This is a genomic window from Vulcanisaeta souniana JCM 11219, assembly GCF_026000775.1.
GTDB lineage: Archaea > Thermoproteota > Thermoprotei > Thermoproteales > Thermocladiaceae > Vulcanisaeta > Vulcanisaeta souniana.
In genome coordinates, this window is the sequence record NZ_AP026830.1 from 1078848 (window position 1) to 1100873 (window position 22026).

The 22026-nt window shown below is 47.5% G+C and carries 21 protein-coding genes; 14 read left to right on the top strand and 7 right to left on the bottom strand.

Going from position 1 to position 22026, the window contains the following annotated elements:
- The first annotated feature begins 112 nt into the window (after positions 1–112).
- Genes Vsou_RS05810 through Vsou_RS05820 form a run of 3 tightly spaced genes read left to right on the top strand, consistent with a single transcriptional unit; the run spans position 113 to position 2065 of the window.
- Positions 113–634 carry a hypothetical protein gene (locus Vsou_RS05810; protein ID WP_229709654.1) on the top strand — a complete coding sequence of 174 codons (522 nt, stop codon included), beginning with the start codon at positions 113–115 and terminating at the stop codon, positions 632–634.
- A gap of 22 nt (positions 635–656) precedes the next feature.
- Positions 657–1523 carry a molybdenum cofactor guanylyltransferase gene (gene mobA, locus Vsou_RS05815; RefSeq protein WP_188602275.1) on the top strand — a complete coding sequence of 289 codons (867 nt, stop codon included), beginning with the start codon at positions 657–659 and terminating at the stop codon, positions 1521–1523.
- Positions 1520–2065, top strand: coding sequence for an NTP transferase domain-containing protein (locus Vsou_RS05820; RefSeq protein WP_188602274.1), 546 nt, complete (start codon positions 1520–1522; stop codon positions 2063–2065). Before mobA ends, Vsou_RS05820 begins: the two co-directional genes overlap by 4 nt.
- 87 nt (positions 2066–2152) lie before the next feature.
- Here the strand turns inward: Vsou_RS05820 and Vsou_RS05825 are convergent, their stop codons facing one another.
- Positions 2153–3265, bottom strand: a complete 1113-nt coding sequence (locus Vsou_RS05825; RefSeq protein ID WP_188602273.1) for a cytochrome ubiquinol oxidase subunit I — start codon at positions 3263–3265, stop codon at positions 2153–2155.
- Entirely contained in the window at positions 3258–4916 is a 1659-nt protein-coding gene (locus tag Vsou_RS05830; RefSeq protein WP_188602272.1) for a cytochrome ubiquinol oxidase subunit I, read from the bottom strand. Before Vsou_RS05830 ends, Vsou_RS05825 begins: the two co-directional genes overlap by 8 nt.
- A gap of 320 nt (positions 4917–5236) precedes the next feature.
- On the opposite strand from Vsou_RS05830, the gene Vsou_RS05835 reads away from it, so the two are divergent.
- Positions 5237–6082, top strand: coding sequence for a coiled-coil domain-containing protein (locus Vsou_RS05835; RefSeq protein WP_188602271.1), 846 nt, complete (start codon positions 5237–5239; stop codon positions 6080–6082).
- A 257-nt stretch (positions 6083–6339) separates the two neighbouring features.
- Here the strand turns inward: Vsou_RS05835 and Vsou_RS05840 are convergent, their stop codons facing one another.
- Positions 6340–7587, bottom strand: coding sequence for a glycosyltransferase family 4 protein (locus Vsou_RS05840; protein ID WP_188602270.1), 1248 nt, complete (start codon positions 7585–7587; stop codon positions 6340–6342).
- Positions 7588–7633: 46 nt separating this feature from the next.
- Here Vsou_RS05840 and Vsou_RS05845 point away from each other — a divergent pair, with 46 nt between their 5' ends.
- Positions 7634–8590 (top strand): glycosyltransferase, encoded by a 957-nt coding sequence (locus tag Vsou_RS05845; RefSeq protein ID WP_188602269.1) that lies wholly within the window; start codon positions 7634–7636, stop codon positions 8588–8590.
- 5 nt (positions 8591–8595) lie between these two features.
- A complete protein-coding gene (locus Vsou_RS05850) occupies positions 8596–9774 on the top strand; it encodes a glycosyltransferase family 4 protein (protein ID WP_188602268.1) in 1179 nt (392 codons plus the stop codon).
- On the opposite strand, the gene Vsou_RS05855 is transcribed toward Vsou_RS05850, so the two are convergent.
- Positions 9763–11067 (bottom strand): protoporphyrinogen/coproporphyrinogen oxidase, encoded by a 1305-nt coding sequence (locus tag Vsou_RS05855; RefSeq protein ID WP_188602267.1) that lies wholly within the window; start codon positions 11065–11067, stop codon positions 9763–9765. The genes Vsou_RS05850 and Vsou_RS05855 overlap by 12 nt on opposite strands.
- Before the next feature lie 59 nt (positions 11068–11126).
- On the opposite strand from Vsou_RS05855, the gene Vsou_RS05860 reads away from it, so the two are divergent.
- The 7 genes from Vsou_RS05860 (at position 11127) to Vsou_RS05890 (ending at position 16976) form a co-directional block, all read left to right on the top strand.
- Positions 11127–11984, top strand: a complete 858-nt coding sequence (locus Vsou_RS05860; RefSeq protein WP_188602266.1) for a glycosyltransferase — start codon at positions 11127–11129, stop codon at positions 11982–11984.
- 61 nt (positions 11985–12045) lie between these two features.
- Positions 12046–13095 carry a glycosyltransferase gene (locus Vsou_RS05865; RefSeq protein ID WP_264890795.1) on the top strand — a complete coding sequence of 350 codons (1050 nt, stop codon included), beginning with the start codon at positions 12046–12048 and terminating at the stop codon, positions 13093–13095.
- Between the two features lie 55 nt (positions 13096–13150).
- Complete coding sequence (locus Vsou_RS05870) at positions 13151–14029, top strand: hypothetical protein (RefSeq protein ID WP_188602265.1); 879 nt, start codon at positions 13151–13153, stop codon at positions 14027–14029.
- A gap of 11 nt (positions 14030–14040) precedes the next feature.
- Positions 14041–15141, top strand: coding sequence for an ATP-grasp domain-containing protein (locus Vsou_RS05875; protein ID WP_188602264.1), 1101 nt, complete (start codon positions 14041–14043; stop codon positions 15139–15141).
- On the top strand, positions 15126–15683 hold the full coding sequence (locus Vsou_RS05880; RefSeq protein ID WP_188602263.1) for an HAD family hydrolase: 558 nt from the start codon (positions 15126–15128) through the stop codon (positions 15681–15683). Before Vsou_RS05875 ends, Vsou_RS05880 begins: the two co-directional genes overlap by 16 nt.
- A gap of 138 nt (positions 15684–15821) precedes the next feature.
- A complete protein-coding gene (locus Vsou_RS05885; protein ID WP_188602262.1) occupies positions 15822–16337 on the top strand; it encodes a PaREP1 family protein in 516 nt (171 codons plus the stop codon).
- An 87-nt stretch (positions 16338–16424) separates the two neighbouring features.
- On the top strand, positions 16425–16976 hold the full coding sequence (locus Vsou_RS05890; RefSeq protein ID WP_188602261.1) for a PaREP1 family protein: 552 nt from the start codon (positions 16425–16427) through the stop codon (positions 16974–16976).
- Positions 16977–17338: 362 nt separating this feature from the next.
- Here Vsou_RS05890 and Vsou_RS05895 read toward each other — a convergent pair whose 3' ends face one another.
- On the bottom strand, positions 17339–18355 hold the full coding sequence (locus Vsou_RS05895) for an ATP-binding protein (RefSeq protein ID WP_188602260.1): 1017 nt from the start codon (positions 18353–18355) through the stop codon (positions 17339–17341).
- 124 nt (positions 18356–18479) lie between these two features.
- Between Vsou_RS05895 and Vsou_RS05900 the strand changes: the two genes are divergently transcribed.
- Positions 18480–19484, top strand: a complete 1005-nt coding sequence (locus tag Vsou_RS05900) for an ATP-binding protein (RefSeq protein ID WP_188602259.1) — start codon at positions 18480–18482, stop codon at positions 19482–19484.
- A gap of 192 nt (positions 19485–19676) precedes the next feature.
- On the opposite strand, the gene hepT is transcribed toward Vsou_RS05900, so the two are convergent.
- Both hepT and Vsou_RS05910 read right to left on the bottom strand, forming a co-directional pair.
- On the bottom strand, positions 19677–20465 hold the full coding sequence (gene hepT / locus Vsou_RS05905) for a type VII toxin-antitoxin system HepT family RNase toxin (protein WP_188602258.1): 789 nt from the start codon (positions 20463–20465) through the stop codon (positions 19677–19679).
- Positions 20462–22009, bottom strand: coding sequence for a DUF3782 domain-containing protein (locus tag Vsou_RS05910; RefSeq protein ID WP_188602257.1), 1548 nt, complete (start codon positions 22007–22009; stop codon positions 20462–20464). The genes hepT and Vsou_RS05910 overlap by 4 nt, the downstream gene beginning before the upstream one ends.
- Positions 22010–22026 lie beyond the last annotated feature (17 nt).

The window sequence follows — 22026 nt, forward strand, 5'->3', positions numbered from 1 at the left end:
GTTTAGTTCCTTGCATGATGATGCTGGGCTGGATGAGCAGTGATTTAGGTTAATAGCGCTGATCGCTTTCCTGTGAGTTAGTGATTTATTTCCCATCTACGTAATAACTAACGTGGTAAGACCTCAATACCTAGTAGTCATGGTGACGCTAATGGCATTGCTAGGTATTGCCTTAGTCTTACATGCCCAGCAAACTCAACTACCCATATACGTGCCTGCCGTTAATGTGAGTATAACGGCATTATCAGCAAATGGAATGCCACTGGCGAAGTACGCGATTGTCAGCTTATCATGCGCGGGATACAACGTTAGTAACATAGGCTCTGTGAGCACGGTAATACCAATACCAAGTACAGGCTCAATAACCTGCAGGGCCTATGCCTACTCCTTTGGTATGTATTCGAATAAAACTGTGGTTCTCACGGCCGGTGAGAATGGAGAAACCGTGTCAGTGACACTGGTAATACCAGTAAGCGGTTATTATATGCCGGGCATTGGCTTTGTACCAGTGGGCACGTTAATTGTAATTACCATTGTCATTATAATAATCATAATACTGATAATCATTGGATTAATAGAGTATGCTAGGTGGAGGAGAGAAAGACTGGCGAGACTTATAAGACCGCCTGAGTAGGATAAATACGTGGTTACTTAGGATGATTTGCGGCATCATACTGAGCGGCGGTTCATCGCGGAGATTCCAGGCCAGTGGCGAACCATGGGTCGATAAGGCACTGTATAGGGTGAATAATGAACCAATGATCAGGCTTGTCTATAATGCCCTATCGCAGGTCACTGATGGGATCATCATAGCCGTGAATAACATGGATAGGGCACTAAGTTACAAACCCATAATTCCAGGCGCTGACTATGTTATTGATGATGAAAGGCTCACGGGCCCGCTTGCGGGTATTTACTCGGCGCTAAACAAGTGTAGCGAGGATTATGCAGTGGTTGTACCCAACGACATGCCCCACATAACACCCAAAACCCTTGAGCCATTAGTGAATGCATTAATGGGTTTCGACGCAGCAACATACGTATACCCGAATGGGCATCTAGAGAATGCATTAATGGGTGTTAGGAGGACAACAGCCCTTCAATTCATGGATTTACTCATTGAATACGGCAGGACAAAGATCTTTGATTTAGTTAGAGGATTGCCAAGGGTACTGTTCCTAAATCCATTAATTCACGGTATTGAGTTGAGGAGCCTTATTAACGTGAATACACGCAATGATCTAATGGCTAGTTCCATAGTAATTAATGGACAGGTGGTTAAAAACGATGTTTCGGTAATTAGGGAGTACACAATTAATGATGTGGTGAACAAGGACCTTAATAGGGTCATGGGTTCACTCTGGTATACATTAATGACTGGCGATCCCTGGCCCGAGTTCAGGCTATATACCGAGGCAGGGCTTCATTTTCTGGCAGCCCACGTACTCCTTGACTCAATTAATGAGAACGTCAAACAACTTGGTAGGCGTATATTATCATCCTTCGGTGTTGATAAGGCATGAATATAATAATAATGGCTGGTGGCATGGGGAGTAGATTATCAAACCCGAACAAGCCATTAATCGACATCTGCGGTAAACCAATCATTGAACATGTGGCTTCATCAATCAATGGGTTTGGTAGGGTCTATGTGGCGACCACGATAAGGCATGGTGAGGTGGTTAATTGGGCTAGGCAGCATGGCTATGAAATAGCGATAACCAGCGGCAGGGGCTACCCAGAGGATTTGCTGGAGTCCTTGTCAATGGTTAGTACGCCGGTTATCTTTGTTCCGGCCGATATGCCCTTCATAACCAGGGAGTTAATAAGGAGGTTCCTAATGATGGCGGCTTACATAACATCACCAATGATAACATTAATGTACGAGAGAGGTGATTACCAGCACTTCACGGGAATAAGCCTAGTGAGGAAACTGGAATTAATGCATGGGATTATACCATGGGTCTCCCTGGTGATTCCCTGGACGCCGGAGTTACTAAACATAAATACGCAAGAGGACTTGGAACTGGCACGCGAATTATGCAAAACGCACAAATTACTTTAAGTCCTCCATACCTGTAATACGAAACGGTGCCCAAAGAAACCACATGACCAAAAGACCAAAAACAGTCTTTAATCAGTTAAACTCAGCCTAATCCTCTGGCAGGAACCTCCTTATAATGGCGTAGTATAGGGTTATTGTGAATATTGCCGTGAATATGAGCGTTGATAGGAGCATTGTGTATATTGCGATTAGGGGTAGTGGTATGAGCGTGTTTAGTAATTGGGTTATTGGTATGCCCGAGTTACCGCTTAGGAATAGGTATGGGTACCTGGAGCCATCATTAACGTACTCCATGAGTACGAGTATTGCCTCGGCAAGGAAGCCCGTGCCTATGACAGCGGGCCTAACAACCCTACCCTGCATTGCCGCATAGAAGGCATATAGGGCAGTGGCACCTAGGGCTATGGTTAGGGTTATCGCGGTGTAGAAGGCTGGGTAGAATAGCGCCGTGCCTGGGTCGTAACCCAGCAGTGGGCCTGCGATGTTGCTTACTATGTATGGGTCGTACCTCCCAAGCACCGTGAAGTAGTAAGCCCCGGCAATGGCCTGCGGCACAAGCAATACTAACCCAGTGCCTAGGGCGATTCTCATTCCATTAATGTTCATGTTCCTCCTGGTGGCCAGTACTGAGGCGGTTACGAAGGCCCCAATGTCCATGGCACCAATGAGCGTGTGGATAATGAGAGGTGGATATATTGGGTTTGAGAATACGGCCAGTGAATTAGTCATAATGTACTGTGGGTAGTCGAGGCCCGCGAAGAGATACCTGAAGCCCACTGGGACGAGGAGCACGGATATGGCGAGGGGTACGCCGATTAGGCTGTGGGTCCTTGGGTTAACCCTACCCCACAGGTGCCAGTAGATGGCTATGAGTGGTATACTCACTAGGATCCCCACGAGGGCTATGGCTATTGGGTAGAAGTAGGTCCTCGTGAATATGGCGGTCATTGATGGGAAGAGCCCCGCCATAAACACCGTAAGTATCGTACCCCAGACACCACCGAAGAGCTCAGTCACCACCATGAGCCTGAACATGCCCTTGGCCACCGACTCGAGACCTGGGTCCCTGCGTAGGTAGGCCAGGTACCTCGTTACCACGGTAAGTACTGTGGCCCCAATAATCACGTTCACGAATACCAGGTGCATCTCCAGGGCGAAGCCTAGCACGGCGAAGGATAGTAGGGCCAGGTAACTACTCATGACCACTCACCCCAGCCAACTCCCTAACCCTGTCAAGGAGACTTGGCCTAGTGGCTACGTAGTACATTGCCAGGGCCCCAATAACTGCTATGGCAAGTAGTATGGTGATTACGAAGGCCACGAAACCCGGTGTTATGACGTCGCCCGTGACCACCTCGTTCGTGGTTATTAACCCATAGACAGTCCATGGCTGTCTACCAATCTCCCTCGCAGCCCACCCAGCTGTGGCCGCCACCGCAGACAGCACAGCCATTGCCGAGGCTAGGAAGGGCATTACGTTCTCGGCACCTATTAACACGCCAAGTATTTCATTATTTATGAAATCAGTTATTGTTGAGAGGACGGGCACCCTGACGAGGTACGTGAATAGGGCAAGCACCGCGGCCACTGCGAGTAGTATTCCGGCGCCAATCATTGTGTAATAAAACGCGCTGACCAACGGTGCCAACGGCTCTAGGGCTAGTACTGCTGCCTCGCAATTCTGGGCAAGCGTGACGTTGGCCAATGGGCCGAGGTAGCCCAGCATCCCTGGGTCAAGCTCACCGTAGAGCTGGCCGAAGGTGGTGTTGCCCAGCGCCCTGCATTGGCTTAGGTAGTACTGGAACCCGTAGAGTGGGTGGTATGGGTTTCCGTAGGCGAACAGTGCCTCCACGGGGTCGTAGTACTCATACCCATAGACCCCTGGGCCTCCCGTGAGTGTGGTTAGTGCCGTGAACTTGAGCGGTTGGTATGCCACCACGTCATCGCCCATGAAGTGGCCGAGGACTATCGGTTCGATGAGGAGCACCACGGCAAGTATCCAGAGGAGGGGCTTTAGCAACTTGATGTACTTATTATCGTGGGTCCTGAAGAACCTAATCGATATGGCCAGCGCCACCGCCCCAACGCCAATTGCGTAGGCCGCGAATAATGTGTGTAGTGTGGTCACTATGGCGTCTGGGTTGACCATGGGTAACCATGGGTTCGTAAGGTACGTACCCACCAGCGAGGTGAAGTTCATGCTTGTCAGCGCCACGGAGCCAGAGCCACTGATTGTGTAGTGCAGGAGGAGTGCGGCTAGGTTTAGTGTTGCGGTTAGGTTTGCGGCGTCCGGCCCGTAACTCGGTAGGAATGGGTACAGCGCATGTGGTATTCCGCCTAATCCGAAGGGCGTGTTCATCCACGCGTTTGCCGTGAGTATGAAGTACCCGGATAGTGAGCCGAGGAGCCAGGCCGCAATCAGTATGCCCAGTGTGTACCCCGCCCTCCACCTGCCTATGGCTATGATGAAGAGCACCACTAGGACTGCCTCGCCTATGAAGGCTATGGTGGCCTCATAGAGGAGTGGGATGAAGGCTGAGGAGGAGAAGAGCAGTATGCTCGTGGGCCAGATATCCAGTAGGCCGAACTCCACTATCGTGCCTGTGACGGCGCCTAGGGCGAAGTTCACGGCCCAGACCATGGTTAGGGTCTTGGAGTAGTTTAGGAATAATGCGTCGCCTGTCCTGTACCACTTAATGAGCCAGGCGAGCATGGCCAGTGGGAAGCCCAGTGTGAATGATACGAAGACCGCATGTAGGTAAATCCCGAATATCGTCATTATCATGGAATTACTAACGTTTGTAGTATGTACATAGATCTCAACTAATTGATTGGGCATGGAATAGCCCATTAGGGTCAATATATCATTAAACTGCAACTTAATAAAGTGTTGGTGCCGTTTAGTTGTGCAACTAAATAACCGGTACATACTTATGTTAATTGAAGTCAGGGATCTGATTTATTTATAAAGGCAATTACATATAAATGAATACTAGTAATACTAATTATTGAGGAACCCACTATACCCTGGAACCTAACATGACTTAATGCATGGAATCTAAACGATCCAACAACACTGATTCCAGGTTATGCACTTGAACTACGGTGAGTAATAATCACATCAAACTCATTGCAATAAACTTTTATTTAGCCTAGGAGAAGTACTAATGGATGTCTTTTCGTGATGAGTTTTTGCGTTTGTTGAGGGAGGATGAGGAGTTTAGGCTGGCCGTGATGGGTCTACTTGGTATTGTTGACATTCAATCATCACTAAGGCAGTTGGTGAGTGCCGTTAATGATTTGATTAGGACTGTTCAGAGGCTTGTGGAGGGTCAGGAGAGGCTTTGGGATGGTCAAAATAAACTATGGGAGGAGAATAGGAAAATGTGGGAGGCCATTAAGGCATTGCAGGAGGGGCAGAACGCCCTAAGAACAGACGTGAATAGGCTCTGGGAGAATCAAAACAAACTCTGGGAAACCGTCAAGGCATTGCAGGAGGGTCAAAACGCCCTCAGAGCCGACGTAAACAAACTATGGGAGGAGAACAAGAAAATCAATGAAAACATAGAAAAACTATGGCAAGAAAACAACAAAATGTGGAAAGAAATAAGGAGCATTAGGATTGAGCTTTCTGGTGTTTCTAGGACTGTTGGTGCTTTGGTTGAGCGTGATGTTAGGCACTACCTGCCTAGTTGGGTTAGGGAGAGGTTTGGTGTCAATGTTGATAGGCTTAGGAGGGCTAGGATTGAGGGCATTGGTGAGTTTGATGGTTATGCGGAGGTTGATAATAAGGTGGTGGCCGTTGAGATTAAGGCAACACTTAGGCTTAGGGATGTCGAGGACTTTGTGGATAAGGTGAGTAGGTTAAGGAGTGCTAAGGTTGGTAGGGAGGTTATCGCCGTCGTAGCCTATGCTAATGAGACCAGAGACACGGGCAAGGCCGTAGAGCTTGCGAGGACCAATGGCATTAAGGTTGTTAAGCACCATGGCGAGGATGACTTCGAGGAGCTCACCTAGCCACTAACTACCTAGTGAGTTCATGAATTACTCAATGAGCAGTAAGTCAACTCTTACCCGGCTTTACGCCGTACTTAACCCCGTAATCCTTAACCAACCCAACTTAACCACCTCTTGATACCCAGTCACGTTTCTCAGGCAATGCCTTAACGATCTCATCAACGGAGCTCACTACTGGCTACATAACTCCTTTTCTAAACCTCCTCGTAAATGGTCCTCAGCGGTTTAAATGAAATAACCATTAAAACCCAGGGAAGCTAAAGGATCTTCCTAACCAACTCAGCAAGCTTATCAACAAACTTATCGAAGGTTATGTCCCTAACCCTATCCAGGCTCCTCATAGAGTAATTACTCCACGCCCTTGAATCCGTCATGAGCTTAGCCAGGGCATCGACTGCCTCATCAACGCCCTCATAGCCAAGCCCAACCTCACCATTAAGGGCCAGGTCACTCCACGCACCACCACTCTTATGAACAACCACAGGCAAGCCCCTCGCCATAGCCTCCGCAACGGCAATACCCCAGTGTTCATTAATAGTTGCATGAAGGAAGACCCTTGATTCATCGAGTAAATTAATCATTTCCTGTCTCGGCACATTCTTCATAAGTATTACATTCGCATTGAGAATATGCGAAGCACTCGTTCCAACCCTTAAGCCGCTCCTTAACGCTGTCTTTACTAAGTAGTTATAGTAGGATTCAGATGTGCTTGTTCCAGCGCTACCCATTATTACTACCCTAGCCTGGGGAACTTCCTTAATTAACTTAGGTACTATATTCTCTAAAACCCAGTGGTAACGTTTCTCCTCGGCGTACCTACCTACCATGACTACGTAGGGTCTTCGCTCGTTAAAGGACTTGTTATTACTCGTTATGGGTGAGTTGGGTGGTAATGGCGGGTTAAGGACTATGGGGTCCTCATTAAATGCCATCCTTATTATTGACGCGGTCCAATGAGAATTTGTGAGAACAGCTGTGGAGACCTGAAATGGGTTTTCCCTGGCGAATTTATCAAATAACTTTGAGTATAGCCATGCATATACATTTAATGGAAATCTTGTATACCTCTCGGCCATATACTGATCCTCAGTATAGTAATAGCCGAGACTTGCGTATTTCCGTCTAAAGGACAGGTCAAGTGGAAAATGAATATATTCGAATAATTTAATGTTCTTTCTCCTTAAATCATTTATTAATGGTTTATAAGTTGGTGAGTCAATAAAGATAATCCCTGGGCTATAACGCCTTAAGGCAATCTTAACGGGATACCAAACCAACAACCTCATGTACAATCCAAAGGACCTCAACTTAATGCCCATCGAGATGCGGGGATAACTAGAGATATCAATACCAAACCAATCAAGGTACTTCCTCGGCTCGAAGTCCGATAATGACGTGAGCACAGGTTGATACCCAGACCTGGCCATGGCATGGGCTATCGATGCCATCACCAATTCCCCTCCACCGGGCCTATCCCAGAAGTGATGCGCAATTACTGAATGCATATTCCTTAATCTATTTAAATTCGCGGGACTTGATTTTAAATGCATAATGTGCCATGACATAACAATAGGCGTTTTGGGGAAAAACAGCGCGTGGATTCTCAAGTATAGCATGCAGTCGCTAAGGAAGGCCGTCCAAGTTATACGTAATAGTGGTATTAACGCCGAGGTTATATACGTGGATGGCGGCTCAACGGATAATTCAAAGGAATTGGTTAGGGATGCGTTAGGTAATGGGGTGAGGATAATCGATGCGCCCGGATCAAATATACCTGAGGCACGTAATATAGTGATTAGGGAGGCGTCAGGTGATTGCATAGTGTATTGGGATAGCGACATAGTGGCGCCTCCATACATATTAACGATGCTGATAAATACAAATAAACCGATAGTATCTACGGTTCGTAGGGACGTTTATGTAAGGTCGGACGACGAAATACAGGGGATATTAACGAAGGTGATGGACCTAAGGCCTAGGGAACTCATCATGAGGGAGGTCCCATACACTGTGTTTGGCGTGAATTTATTTAAGAAGGAGGTTTTTGAGAAGGTAGGGCTATTTGATAATAGATTAACACAAGCTGAGGATAGGGATTTCGGAATTAGGGCCTTATGCCACGGCTATAAATCATACTTAATAGAGAATGAGATTGTCTATGACATTAATAGGAGGTTTAAGAGCGAGATTCCTATAATAACATCACTGAGACAGTATATGAGGGGTATTCATAAGAAGGCTGCAATATATGCATACACTGGGTCAATAAGACAAAAAGGCTTAAGTGGGGCATTCATAGCCTTACACGCAATTACAATAGCTTCACTCTTCTTACTACCACCATTATCAGCAGTTGAGTTTTTACCATTGGTATACCAGATATTTAAGTATGGACCACGTAAGGGTGTTGAGATGTGGGTCAAGTCCCTGGTATTTTACACAATGCTTGGGTTCGCATATCCAGTGGTTAAGCTCAGTAATATATGTAATATACTAAGTAATTGGTGATTAGTATGGATAATTACAATGAGACAATAGCGTATATAACCGGCTTCAACATAAAATTCTACCCTAGACCACTATTCGTAAAACGCGCATTGAGTGGGTTAGTTAATATATACAGGCTTAGGACATTCATAGGATATTTCCGAAGTGGAAGTAAGTCGCTAAGTGATACTGCCAAGGCGCAGGTAGCTATAGGGAAAAGGGACATAAATACTTTGCTGCCAAGGATCCACGATTGCCCGAGGATAGATAAGACCGATATAATGTCTGCGCTGCTTGTCGAGACGCTGTATGTGCCGTTCTTTAGAAAAATACGTGAAAAGACAATAATAACGTTAAATACCGTGAGTGCACTCGCAGCCATGAGTATTGGCAAAAGAGTCGTTATCGATTTAATGGATTTGTGGTCATGCGATCCTGGAAAGTTACGCTTAAATGCCTTCGATTATCACGTGCTTAAAAAGGCGTGGCAAGTATGGGCCTGGTCGAAGGCAATAATGGCGTTACTTAAGAGAATCGGAATAAGTAATGTGAAGTATGTGCCATTCGGCATAGACTTAGGTCAATTCGATCCGATGAGGGTATCGACGAGCATATTCTTTGAGAGGTATAGGGATCTTGAGGGTAAGGTGCTCATTGGCTATAGTGGTGGTATGTGGTTTGTGAATGGCAAAGAGAGGATTGGCGTTGAGAAGATAATACGCGCATTCAAGTTAATTGAGGATAGGGTTAAGGGCGATGCTGTTCTTGTTATGCAGACATCGAGGTCTGTGATACCAATAATTAAGAAGTACGGCATTAAGAACTACGTATACATAAGCCAAACAAGACTGAGCAATGACCCGTTCAGGCTATCGTTGCTGCGCGCAATGGATATTAAGGTGTTAACCGCCACGAAGTACTTACCAGTGTACTTATCGGAGAGAACCACGATGTTCCAATACATGGCCGGTGGAGGAGCAATAATAGCTGAGAAAACACCAGGCGCATTAGGCGTCTTAAAGCACATGTATAATGCATATGTGGTAAATCTAGACGACATAAACGCAATGGCACAAGCAATGCTAGAACTAATAAATAACAGAAAGTTAATAAATAAACTAGGCACTAATGCAAGGAGGGACATAGAGACAGAATACAATTGGCACGTAATATCCCATAATATACGGAGTTACTTAGGGCTTTAAGGACATCCTCTTTATGATATCCTCGTAGATCTTATCCGTGTTCCAGTATCTCCAACAACCCCACCTGCCTATTAAGGTTATTCCCTGCTCCTTCACCCAACTAATGACCTCATCCCTGGCCCTATTTGACTCAATAGTGTGCACTGGATAACCATACTCATGAAGCCAATATTTAGTAAAAAGAACATCACCTTCATTAACAACGCCCAGCCTTACTAAATCCCTGAGAGCCTTGTTCATCAGATCTTCCTCATTAACTGTTTCCCATCTGGGTATTGTAATTTCAAGGAGCAATGAGGACCTACCCCTCGGCGCGTTATGCGGACTGTAGTTGGAGATCCAGGCATACCTATGGAAAACCACATCATCACTAGGCACATAAACCCAATGCTGATTCGGCGCCGGTTTATTAAGGGCTACGCCAATCACGAAAACCCTATTATAATCCAGTCTCCTTGATGATCTGATCACAGACTCAGGCGCATCCATGTATGTAACAAGCTCATTAAGTGGAATTGAACTAACAATACTTCTAGCCTTAATCTTGCCATTTATGACCCACTCGTCACCGACTCTTCTAATGCTCTCAATGACATAACCACTTAAGAATTTAACGCCAAGTGATTGAATTTCCCTAGCTATGCCATTGTACAGAGACTGAATGCCGCCAATGCTTGGGTAATAAAACACTGCCTGCTCACTATAGCCAATAGTAATTATTCCCATTGCCGACTTAACCACATCTCTCCAGTTAGGTATTGGAAGCCTACCTGGTGTATAAACCCAATCAACATCAATCTCTCCCAAGTCCCTCTTCCAAACCTTCCTATTATAGGGAACCAAGTACTTTTCAGCAATCCACTTACCGAAGAATCCGTGTATCCACTCGTTGAGGTTCCTAGGTTTCCAATCGGCCATGCGACTTATCTGAGCCTCTAAGAAGGTTATCAACGCCTCGACTCTATCCTCAAGCGGAAGCGCGTACAGCCCATTCTCCAGCGGATATAGGACTAGGGCATTGCCAATCCTAATGAAAGACCTTCTTTCATGCTTGACGAAGCCGTTATTGAGAAAATTCAACATCTTTGAGAGAATCTCCCTATTGCTTGAGAATATTACGTGACTACCGCCAATATCAAAGGTGAATCCATTAACGATCTCACTCCTTAACAATCCGCCTAACCGAGTTAACTTATCAATCACGAGAACATCAGTGCCAGGGAATCTTTGTCTCAACTCAAGGGCATAAACCAAACCAGCCCAACCACCACCCAAAATAACAATAGAGAACATACAATCACAATATCATAACTAAATAAATAAATATAAGCAGTATGCTTAAGCTTGCTCTGATGGTTAGCGTTTGTTTTGTGACTTTTACTAGGAATTCTGGTTGTTGGTTAAGGGGTTTGCTTGATAATGTTGTTGATATTGTCGATGAAGTTGTGGTTGTTGATGGTTACTCAAGTGATGACACTGTGGAGATCGCCAAGTCCTACGGCGCTAGGGTGTTTCAAAGGAAACCGAGGGGTTACGTAGAGCCCGATAGGATGTTCGCAATAAGACAATGCAACAATGATTGGGTACTCTACTTAGATACTGACGAAAGACTTAACACGAGGCTCAGGAGGGATTTGAAAGAGATAATTGATAAAGCCATAAAGAATAATTACTCGGCAGTAATGATAAATAGGTACAATTACCACATTAAATCAGGGAATTTCATATTCGATGCCGGATTCCCAGACCCACAAATCCGGATATTCAATAAATACAGAGTTGAATATAAAGGCATAATTCATGAATTTCCAAAAGTTCATGGAAGGATAATGAAACTAGCGCCAGAATACGCTATAATACACCTAGTGAATGACTTAACACCATTAAATAAAAAAGATGTGATATACGCTTATGTGGAGAGACTGGATCACACATATAAAAGATCAAGACTTTACTCGGCATTCACCCACTTAAAGCCATTCACAATATTAAGTGCATGGGTAATACTTTATGGTTACTTCACCGTGAGGCAATTAATGGCGAGAAAGCCTGTAAATATAGTAGGCCTTATGAACAATCTACGTGTAGCCCTTTACAAACACCTGGCACTACTACTAATAGTAACGCGTGGAAGGAAGCTTGATAGAATAGCAAATGCAATAAACGAACACGGATTAATAAAACTACTAGAACACAGCGAAATAACGTAATCATTTAAAGCGTTATTATTTTAAAACATGTATTAGCATCACACCTCGGGTTAGGGCGTCTGTGGTTTGGCTTAATTATAATAGTATGGGGTTTATTGATGTGGCTTTGAGGAGTCTTGGGTCTTTTCTAAACCTTGATTTTGATGGTTATGAGTTGGTTGTTGATAATGCCTCGAGTGACGGTAGTTTTGAGCGTATTAAGAAATTCATTGAGGAGAAGAGGCCGGGTGGTGTTAGGGTGAAGGTAGTACGCAATGAGAGGAACCTCGGGTATGCCGGCGGCATGAACGTTGGCTGGGAAGCCAGGGACCCAGACTCGAAGTACGTAGCCTTTGTGAACAACGACCTAATACCAACACCACAATCACTAACCAAACTAATCGAGTACATGGAGGGAGACGAGAAGATAGCAGCAACAAACGGACTAATAAAATACCCAGACGGGAAGACCATTTATGCGGCTGGTTGGGCTGTTGATGATATATTAACTGGCATTGGTGTATGTAATGGACGGGGGTTAGCTGATTGTTCCACTGTTGATAAGCCTCATCTCGTCACTTACGCCGATGGTTCTTACATGGTTGTTAGGGTCAGCGCCATTAAGGCGGTCGGTTTTGATGGTAAGCCCTTTATTAATGAGACGTTCTTATACGCTGATGATGCATTGCTAGGCATTAGGTTGTGGAACCTTGGATACTCCTCATACTATGTACCTGTCGAAGCCGGCATTCACCACGCATCATTGACCACGAAGAGCACGGGCTTTATTAGGTATTACCCAATTAGGGCTAAGTTTATCATGTATGCCATGATTAGGACCTCGCATAATAATGTGCTACCCATTTACCATGCTAGGATTAAGTGGTCCTCCTGGCTCCTATGTAATGCAGGCCTTGGTCAATACTGTACGATGTATAAAGCCGTTACTGATGGCTGGGAATTAGGGATGAGGTTCAGGAATAGATATGGATTCCTCGACTTGAACAAAGCGCCGCATATTAAGTTACCAACCTATGTAGTGATGGCTCATGTATTCTTCCCAATAAGGTCAACATTCCTAAGGAATAGATTTGTAACCCACGATGATTTAATGCTTGATGAGTTAGGTTAGTGCGTCTTTCCAAAGGGGTTTAGTTTTTATGGGGGTTTCCTTGGTTTAGGTTGTTATGTCCGTGTTCCCATTTGGCAGTGTTGTTGAGGTTAAGCCTGTACTCGTTGGTGTTGCTAATTATGCGGTTTGGGGCTCTGTTTTTAGGGATTTTGATGGTTCAATTGGTTTGTATGCCTCTGTTTGTGGTGGTCCTCGGGATTGTTCCATTGTTTTTTATAGGTCGCTTGATGGTTTTTCGTTTAAGGAGGTCGGGACAGTCATTGATGATGGGTTAACCGCGGCGCCCTTTAGGTTTGGTGACTCGTACTACCTCGTCTATGTGGATAGGAAGAGGGGTAATAGGGTTAGGCTCGCCGTTTCGAGGACCCCGGACTCCGGCTTTAGGGATGAGGCGATAATCGCAACGCCTCAGGTCTTTGGTAACGCGACCGAGGTTGACCTTGGGTGTAACGTGTACATGAGGGGCCCCATGGTTGACTTGGTGGTGAGTAACATACTGCCATACCCAAGGAGCCTATACCTACTTAGGTTCTCCATTAGTGGTAACTTCATAACCGTGAAGTCCCTGGTCAATGGGTTCGGCGTCCCAGGTCCCTGGCACAGCCTGCATAATGCCTCCGTGTATAGGGTTGGCGATTCGTACTACCTATTGTCAGCATCCAATGACTACTCGCAGAAGCCGTATAGGGGCTACATAGTTGCCTTCGTCATGGATTACCCATACAATATCGGTGATTCGCTCAGGTACGTACTCATTGACGCAACCCAACTATCCAAGTTATTCATTGGTAGGGAGACCGTGCTTGGTGCCGACACGCCATCGCTACTAATGAGGAATGACGACGCCCTATTATATCTAAGCGTCGTGGATAGGGGCGGTGGTCCCTGGAACCTATATGTGGTTAAGTATAAAAGTGAGCGTTATGCATTCTAGAGCTGAGAGGAATGCGTAGTGCCAGGGTATTGATTACAGGCATTGGTGGTATTGGCGGTGTTAACTTCGTCAATGCCCTAAGACTCGCAGAGAGGCAGGTTGACTTAAGGCTGTACCTAGTGGGTACTGACCATAACCCATACTACATACACTTCGCCAATGTCGATGCCAGGTACAGGACGCCGCGGCATGATGACCCAACCTTCCTAAGCACCCTACTCGACATAATTAAGAGGCACGGCATTGAGTTCCTCCACCCACACCCAAGCGTTGATGCTAACGTGGTGGCGAGCAATAGGGGTTTGTTCGATTCCATCAATGTGAGGGCGTACCTACCAAGCCCGGAGTCCATAGCCCCCGACAAGGCGTTGATCGCCGATAAGATGATTAAGGCTGGGGTGCCCGCGCCGAGGACCATGAGTATTAAGGTCCTTGATGATATCGATGAGGCGTTCTCTAGGCTGGGAAGCCCACTGTGGATAAGGGCTAGGCGTGGTGCGGGTGGTAGGCTTAGTCTCAGGGTTAATAACCCTGAGGAGGCGAAGCTCTGGGTTAGGTTGAACGTGCTCCAGAGCAGGGCATCCATTGAGGATTTCATAATCCAGGAGTACCTACCGGGTAGGGACGTGGCCTTCGACTCACTGTGGTACAGGGGCAGGTTGATTACGTCCTACGCCAGGGAACGCATCGAGTACCCATTCAAGCATATATCGCTGTCTGGGATAACGGGCACACCCTCGGTGGCTAGGACAATAAGCGATGAGGAGGTCAATAAGGTGGGTGTGAGAGCGGTACTGGCGCTTGACCCTGAACCCCATGGCTTCTACTCAGTTGATCTTAAGGAGGACCTCAATGGTAGGTTTAGGGTTACCGAGGTTGACGGTAAGTGGCACACAACGGCACCGCTCTGGGGCCTCTCAATGGCAAGGGCTTACCAAGACCCAAGATACAATCTGGCGTATGTCTACCTGGCTCTTGGCATGTGGGATGAACTGCCCTGGGATCTGCCTCAGTATGACCTATTCCCAAGCGATCACTACCTAATTAGGCAGATGGACAGTGGCGTATTACTAATGCGTGGAAGGGATGGTAACCTATGGAGGATACTATAACCAACTACGCATTGGTCCTCGACTTTGACGGTGTAATAACCAGGCTAAACATTGATTGGAAATCACTGAGGGAGGAACTCAGTAAGTACCTGGGCATTAGGGTCGTGAGCATAAACAAACTCTTTGAGGAGACCTACGGAACGCAAACCTTCTGGTTGGCGCATGAATTCGTGGAGAGGCACGAACTAGAGGCTGTAGAAACAAGCGAGCTGAATAATGGAATTAGGGAAGTGGTTACGTACTTCCCAGGCATTAAGTACATAGCAACGCTGCAGTCCGAGAGAGCAGTAATGAAGTTCCTGGAGAGGTATGAACTACTGAACACCTTTAGGGAGGTTCTTGGCAGACCAAGGTTTGCAAGTAAAGAGCAGGAACTTAAGTACATAATAAACACGGTGAGCCCAGGTAGGGTGATATTCATAGATGATTCACGGCAAAACATAGAAACCTGCAGAGGGCTTGGAATTAAGTACTGCATTCACATGAGAAATTACCCGGGGGTCGAGCACATCATTAAGTTATTAAGGGAAATACTGCATTAAGGGCAGATCGTGGTTTTACCTCAAGCCCTGCTTTAATCTAGAAAGTAGGGCGTTGAGGCTTCGCCCTATGTACATTGGGTGTTGGGTGACCATGCGTAAGGGTTAATAGGTTGTGTCTGGTGGTTTGGGTGGCTTTATATGAGTACTGTGGTTGTTGATGTGCCGAGGACGCTTTATGAGGAGGCTGTGAGGAGGGGTCTCAATGTTGAGGAGTTGTTAATAACAACGTTGATTAAGGTGTTGAACCTGGACCCTGAGGTGGCTGTTAGGGCTAGGCTTGAGTTGGCGGTTAAGTACCTGAACGAGGGTAGGGATTTAATAGATAAGGACCCCGTGCAGGCCAGCGAGGAGCTCTATAAGGCGGCTGAGGAGGTTGTTAAGGCCTTGGCTATGCATTACGACTTGAGGGACGTGTTGGCAAGGGTTGAGGGTAGGGGTAGGTGGACAGTCACTGACTTGGCTAGGGCTGTGGCGTCGATAGCCGATAGGTTGGGTAAGTGGTTTGAGGGAGCTTGGGATGCCGCGAATTACCTACACGTCTGGGGGTTTCATGAGGCAAAGCTGGACAGTGAGTTGGTTAGGAGGAGATTGCCGGACATAGAGAGGATGGTTCAGGAGGCCCAGAAGGTAGTAATTAACGAGGGACGGGCCTGACCTTTAATTAATTAAACGTAGGTTCATTACATATTGGGAAGGCGGTCCTCAATAAGTATTTAAGGGAGGAAATACAGTAAGTAAGTCGTGGATGCGGAAGTCCTTGAAAGGCCCTTGCCTAGGCCGACTGCGGAGGATTACATCAATGCGAGGATTTTGGAGTCGTTAATCGAGGCTAGGCTCTCCCTCGAGTTTCTGGGTAGGGGTTTGGTTAGGAATTCTGCCGGCAAGGCCTTTCAGGCATGGAGGGCGTTTTTAGCCGCGTTACTGAGGCTTGAACTTAACAAATTACTCCAAGCGGTTAAGACCGATGAGGAGAGGCGATGGCTCATGGAGAGGGCAGTCCCTAGGGTACCAACCACGAGGATGAAGGCACTATCACAAATGCTCGAGAAAGTTGGTTATGGAGTGTTATCTGCATGGACCGACAAGGCACTGAACCTACACGACTACCAATACAACGGGCCAGACCCAGACATGGCAATGAGCAAGTACAGGAATAGGGGTGAGGCCGCGGTAGATGTGAAACTGCTCATAGGGGAGTTAATTAGGCGCATTGAGGAGTTAAAGGCAAGGGTAAAATGGACCGATGAGCTCGAGAACGCATTGATGGAGCTAAAGAGAGAACTTGGATCTTAGGAAATGCGTTAATGAAGCGATAAGCACCAGACCTGCTGTATAGTTCAGTATGAACCTGGCCTTACTAACCCTACGCCTGCCGTAAATACCTTTTGCCATAGTAATTAAGGTAGAGGGTCAAAAATATAACACGCCTAACCCAACCACGAACAGGCAAGACACCCAATACAAGGCATTGAGGAGACACAAAGAAAGGCGCTCAACGACGAGACATAGGCGAGGGCCGGGTAACGATGGGTGGTTTTCCAACCCCATCACGTTTAGAAATTTCTAAACGCAAACCAAAACATAGATAATGACGTAGACCGTCAACGCGTTGGTTGCTGATTGTTGTATTGCGTGGGTTGGGGTTTGTCAGGCGCCTAGGCCGTGATGCCTAATAGCCTGAGTGTTGTGGCTAGGGCTTCCCTGTGTATGGGTGTTTGCCATGCGTAGAACCTTCCCACTCCGATTTCCTGGTTTGGGTTGATGGGACTTCCCGACAGTGTTGCCCAGTCCTTGTATATTATGTAGTTCTCCCTAATCAGTAGTTCCCTGAGTTCCGTGGTCCCTGGGTCTCCGTAGAATGTGTCCACGTCGTTGATGGCCATCCTCAATGGGTTTACTAAGCCCCTTGCCTTGATCGTGTCCATTAATAGCACGGCGCGCCTCACGTAGTCGTTGAGCATGGCCCTCAAATCCCAGTTATACCTATTGGCTAGTTCCATGGCCTTGCCTGGGTTACCTCCCAGGAGTCTCCAGGCCTCCTCAACGTCGAAGCCTCTCGGTGGGTTTAAGGCGTTGAGTAGTTCCATGAAGGGCTCCCTATCGAGGTTCCACAGGAGGGCTGCGTGGCCATGCCTATGCCTAGTCACTGAGCCTAGGCTCTCGCCCTCTGAGGTCGCGACCACGAAGTTTATCGCCCTGGGCCCATACTCACTGCTTAGCTTATTCATTAACTCGAAGAGCCACTTAACGTACCACTCAACCCTGTCCATGCCGACGGCCCTAACCACGTCATCCACAACCACCAGTACGTAATTACCCCTAAGCCTCTGCCTACCCACGGCCCTCTCCAGCACGTCAGCTATGGCCCTGGCCAGTGAGGGCCCAACACCAAGCACCCCATTGATTACGTCCCTAATTGCATCAATCATTAATGACAGGCCCGGCGGCGTAAGCACTGCCTTCTCAATCGAACCCATCTCCAAGGCATCGATGTACACCGCAACGGCGTCACCCCCAAAGTACTCCCTGAACCTCCTCACGAATTCCTTGAGGAGCCTCGTCTTACCGCAACCCTCCGGTCCATAGACGTAGAGTGGCACGTACCTAAACCTGGAAACCCAACCCCTCAACCAACCCAGCTCCGAAACCCTATCAACGAAGAGAGGCTCCATTAAGCAATGAAGACAATAACCAACTTTTAAAAGCACTGCCATGCCACGCTGTAGCCTTTATTGATGGGCTCCTTGACAATGCGGTAGGGTATTTATAAGTCCTGCATTAGTTTCAGTGGGATTCATGAAGAGGGTTAAACTCAGCTTTGCTGGTTTGCAGGTGGAATTCGTTGATAGGGACCTCGCCCTTAAACTCATTGAGGAATGGGCTGGGAGAGGTACTGGGCTTCCGAGGGTCATTTATGGTCCTGAGGGTTGTGGTAAGACTGCCTGGCTAATGCAGTCTGTGGTGTTACTTAGGGAGCTTGGTTTTGAGGTTATTTACGTTAATCCTGTCAATAGATTTGCCATTGCCGAGATAGGGGTTGCCAGTCTTAGGGATGAGTTCTTTAGGCTTGTTAGGGAGGCGATTAGCCAAAGTGCGTTGGCTAGAATTGCCTGGATAGCCTATAACGTGGCTTATGACGTGATCAAGGCAACGAGAGGAAGAATAGCCGTAATCGTCGATGACGCGTTTCAGGTAATCGGTATTAAAGAGTCCGCATTGTATGTGAAAGCTCTGCTCAACCTCATTGAGTATCCTCCAGAGCACTACGAGAAAATAGTCACGATAGCCGCAACCAGCGAGGGCGTCAGCTTGAGGGAGATTGGTAGGCACTCGTGGTCTGACACGGCGCCCATCTGGAACATGGCGAGGGAAGGCTTCAGGCAATTATACGATCAATTACCAGGTAACAAGCCACCATTCGAGGAGGTCTGGAGACTGACGGGTGGAAACCCAAGAATACTCGAGAGGCTTTACATGAGGAATTGGGGTACGAACGAGGTCATAAACAGCCTCATCAAGGAGAAGGGGCTATCACCCGACTTCGTTAGGAGGTGGGCGAGCCACCTTAGGGAGGCTGTCAATGATCCGGATTACCTGTGGTTCAACGCACCCGGGGAATTGATCAATGAGTTGGTCGAAAGAAACCTCATCATCCACTTCCTACCCAAGAGAAGCCCAAACCAATGGATAGACCAACCACCACCAGAAAAGGATGAGAAACTCGGAATCGGCAAGTACGTAGCCTGGCAAACACCAATACACAGAGAAACCGTGAGAAAGGCACTGGAGGAATCTACGTAAACACCAAACCAACAACCAGCGGCATGCCACGTATGCATGGCCATGCCCGCCACGTTTAGAAATTTCTAAACACAAACCAAAACACAAATAACTACATGACCCACCACCCTAGCCCCTACCCGACCCTACCAAGAGGCGCGCTTGCCACTTAGGGATTAGCCCCTAAGTCGTAGTCCCTGGTGGTTGACTTGATTAGGGGCTCATGTGCCTTTCCAAGTGGTTTAGGTACTCATTGATGTTCAGGAGTTCTAGGTACCTCCTCCATAGGTAGTTCATGGCCTCCTCCTCATCGCCGTGGATTACCACGCCATCATTAATTACGGAGTATAGGATCCCGGCGCCGGCGCTCTCCAGGTGGACCACGTCTATTAGGTCCTCATTCACGCCCAGGGTCTCGGCAATATCCACTATTAACTCGCCGAGCTCGATTGCGCTTCTGAGATCTGCGGAAATGGCGATGTCGTAGTCCCTACCAACCCCTGCCCTGGCCCTCGAACCGAAGAGTAGGGCGAACCTCACGCCATGCCTCTCGAAAACGGGCTTCAACCTAGCCCTCAACTCCTCAATGTCCATCTGCCCTGAGTCTCCAGTGCCGCTTATGAAGTTCCTGAGCCTCTCGATTATTAAGGGTAGCCTTTCCTCCATATCCCTAAAGGCCTCTTCCTCAAGTTCCCTATTAATCTCGGCATACCCATGAACTAGCACATTCCTAAAACCGGCGAGCCCCCTAAGGAATTTCCTAAGATCCTCGTCTAGGCCTAACTTATTAGATAGGTAATCAGCAATGTCTCTGTACGTCTCGGGTTTCCTGTCCCTGAGTTCGACAGCCAGCATCGCGCCTAAATCCAACAGGGCCTGTATTGTTAATTGGGTTAGCCTCTCAACCGCGTAAATACTCCCACCACCCCTGCGCATAGCCCTGAATTCATCGAAGTACCTACTCAGTGAGTCGAGGATTCTCCTCAGCCTCATGACCATCATGCCTGCCGTCTCGTTAGTTCCTCGGGATAGACAATCCTTATTCCTAGGGAGTTGGCGAGTTCGGTCACTGCCTTCTCATCCCTCTCCCCAATGAAGTAGGTCACTAGGTACCTGGCGTCGAGCCTCCTGCCAGTGACCCTCTCGTAGAGTTCAATAATGCGTTTAAACACCACGACATCACCCCTACTCACTGAGGACTTGATCTCCACGGCTAAGGCCTTGTCATCCTTGACCACCACGTCCAGGTCCACGACGCTTGAGTAGCCAAAGACGTAGCCCTCAGAGTCATTATAACTCCACTTCTCAACCCTATAACCAGCACCACTGAGCAGCTCCTCGACAGTCCTCCTAAACGCATCCTCACTAAGCACGCCCCACCTGGCGCCAATAGCCGACAACTTCCTATCAAGCCTATCATACCTCTCCCACAGCCTGTCCTGACCCTCACGCAACCTAGTCTCCTCCTCCCTCAAGGCCTTAATTTCCTGCCAAATCCTATTATTCTCCTCGAGAAGTTTGTTTTGCACCTCCCTCAGTGCACTAATTTCCTGCCATATCTTCTCTATGTTCTCGTTTATTTTCCTTATCTCCTGCCATATCTTGTTGTTTTCCTCCCACAGCTTATTTACGTCGGTTCTTAAACCCTCATAACCCTCACGCAGAGCCTTAATCTCTTGCCAAATCTTATTATTCTCCTCAAGGAGTTTATTCTGCGCCTCCCTCAATGCCCTGACCTCCTGCCACAATTTATTGTTCTCCTCCCATAGTTTATTGACGTCCACCCTCACCGCCTCATAACCCTCCCTAAGCGCCTTAACCTCCTCCCAAAGTTTTTCCTGACTCTCACGTAGGGCCTTCACCTCCTGCCACAACCTATTATTCTCCTCAAGCAACTTACTCTCCACCTCCTTAAGCGCATTGACCTCCCTCCAAATCCTCTCCTGCTCGTCAGCCAGCCTCTTGATTTCCTGCAGTAGGCCTGCCTGGTTCTCAGTCAGCTTCCTTATCTCAGCCAACACGTTGTTTTGGCCCTCCTGTAGCGCCTTGACCTGCTCCTGAAGACTCTTCACCTCCTGCCAGAGCCTTCCCTGGGACTCCAGGGACTGCCTGAGTAGGTCGAGTATCTTCCCCTCACCATCAATCAACTGCTTGACCGCGTCCCAGGTAACCCTCTGCACGTCGGCCAACTGCCTAATGGTGTTGCCCAGCTCCTCTTGTCCCTTGGCCAAGCGCTCAACCATGTCAATGGTCCTGCTCAGGGTTTCCGCTAGGTCCATGATCATCTCATTGATTTTAGCCAGCATGTCAGTGACCTTACCAAGCATCTCCGTTAACCTGGCCTCACCCTCGGCAACACCCTGCAATGCATTCACCGATTTTGACTGAGCCTCAGTGAGCCTATTAACGGCGCTTATTAACTGCCTAAGGGAGGACTGAATGTCAGTAATACCCAGTAGGCCCATCACGGCTAGCCTGAACTCCTCATCCTCCCTAAGAAGCCTAAGCAACTCATCCTTACTAACCCTATTAGCCTGCCCACCCACTGTTTTACTAATTCATG

Excerpts from the sequence above, each read along its gene's own strand:
- mobA (WP_188602275.1), top strand. The coding sequence starts at position 657 with ATGATTTGCGGCATCATACTGAGCGGCGGTTCATCGCGGAGATTCCAG.
- Vsou_RS05820 (WP_188602274.1), top strand. The coding sequence starts at position 1,520 with ATGAATATAATAATAATGGCTGGTGGCATGGGGAGTAGATTATCAAAC.
- Vsou_RS05825 (WP_188602273.1), bottom strand. The coding sequence starts at position 3,265 with ATGAGTAGTTACCTGGCCCTACTATCCTTCGCCGTGCTAGGCTTCGCC.
- Vsou_RS05830 (WP_188602272.1), bottom strand. The coding sequence starts at position 4,916 with ATGGGCTATTCCATGCCCAATCAATTAGTTGAGATCTATGTACATACT.
- Vsou_RS05835 (WP_188602271.1), top strand. The coding sequence starts at position 5,237 with ATGTCTTTTCGTGATGAGTTTTTGCGTTTGTTGAGGGAGGATGAGGAG.
- Vsou_RS05840 (WP_188602270.1), bottom strand. The coding sequence starts at position 7,587 with ATGCATTCAGTAATTGCGCATCACTTCTGGGATAGGCCCGGTGGAGGG.
- Vsou_RS05845 (WP_188602269.1), top strand. The coding sequence starts at position 7,634 with ATGTGCCATGACATAACAATAGGCGTTTTGGGGAAAAACAGCGCGTGG.
- Vsou_RS05850 (WP_188602268.1), top strand. The coding sequence starts at position 8,596 with ATGGATAATTACAATGAGACAATAGCGTATATAACCGGCTTCAACATA.
- Vsou_RS05855 (WP_188602267.1), bottom strand. The coding sequence starts at position 11,067 with ATGTTCTCTATTGTTATTTTGGGTGGTGGTTGGGCTGGTTTGGTTTAT.
- Vsou_RS05860 (WP_188602266.1), top strand. The coding sequence starts at position 11,127 with ATGGTTAGCGTTTGTTTTGTGACTTTTACTAGGAATTCTGGTTGTTGG.
- Vsou_RS05870 (WP_188602265.1), top strand. The coding sequence starts at position 13,151 with ATGTCCGTGTTCCCATTTGGCAGTGTTGTTGAGGTTAAGCCTGTACTC.
- Vsou_RS05875 (WP_188602264.1), top strand. The coding sequence starts at position 14,041 with ATGCGTAGTGCCAGGGTATTGATTACAGGCATTGGTGGTATTGGCGGT.
- Vsou_RS05880 (WP_188602263.1), top strand. The coding sequence starts at position 15,126 with ATGGAGGATACTATAACCAACTACGCATTGGTCCTCGACTTTGACGGT.
- Vsou_RS05885 (WP_188602262.1), top strand. The coding sequence starts at position 15,822 with ATGAGTACTGTGGTTGTTGATGTGCCGAGGACGCTTTATGAGGAGGCT.
- Vsou_RS05895 (WP_188602260.1), bottom strand. The coding sequence starts at position 18,355 with ATGGAGCCTCTCTTCGTTGATAGGGTTTCGGAGCTGGGTTGGTTGAGG.
- Vsou_RS05900 (WP_188602259.1), top strand. The coding sequence starts at position 18,480 with ATGAAGAGGGTTAAACTCAGCTTTGCTGGTTTGCAGGTGGAATTCGTT.
- hepT (WP_188602258.1), bottom strand. The coding sequence starts at position 20,465 with ATGATGGTCATGAGGCTGAGGAGAATCCTCGACTCACTGAGTAGGTAC.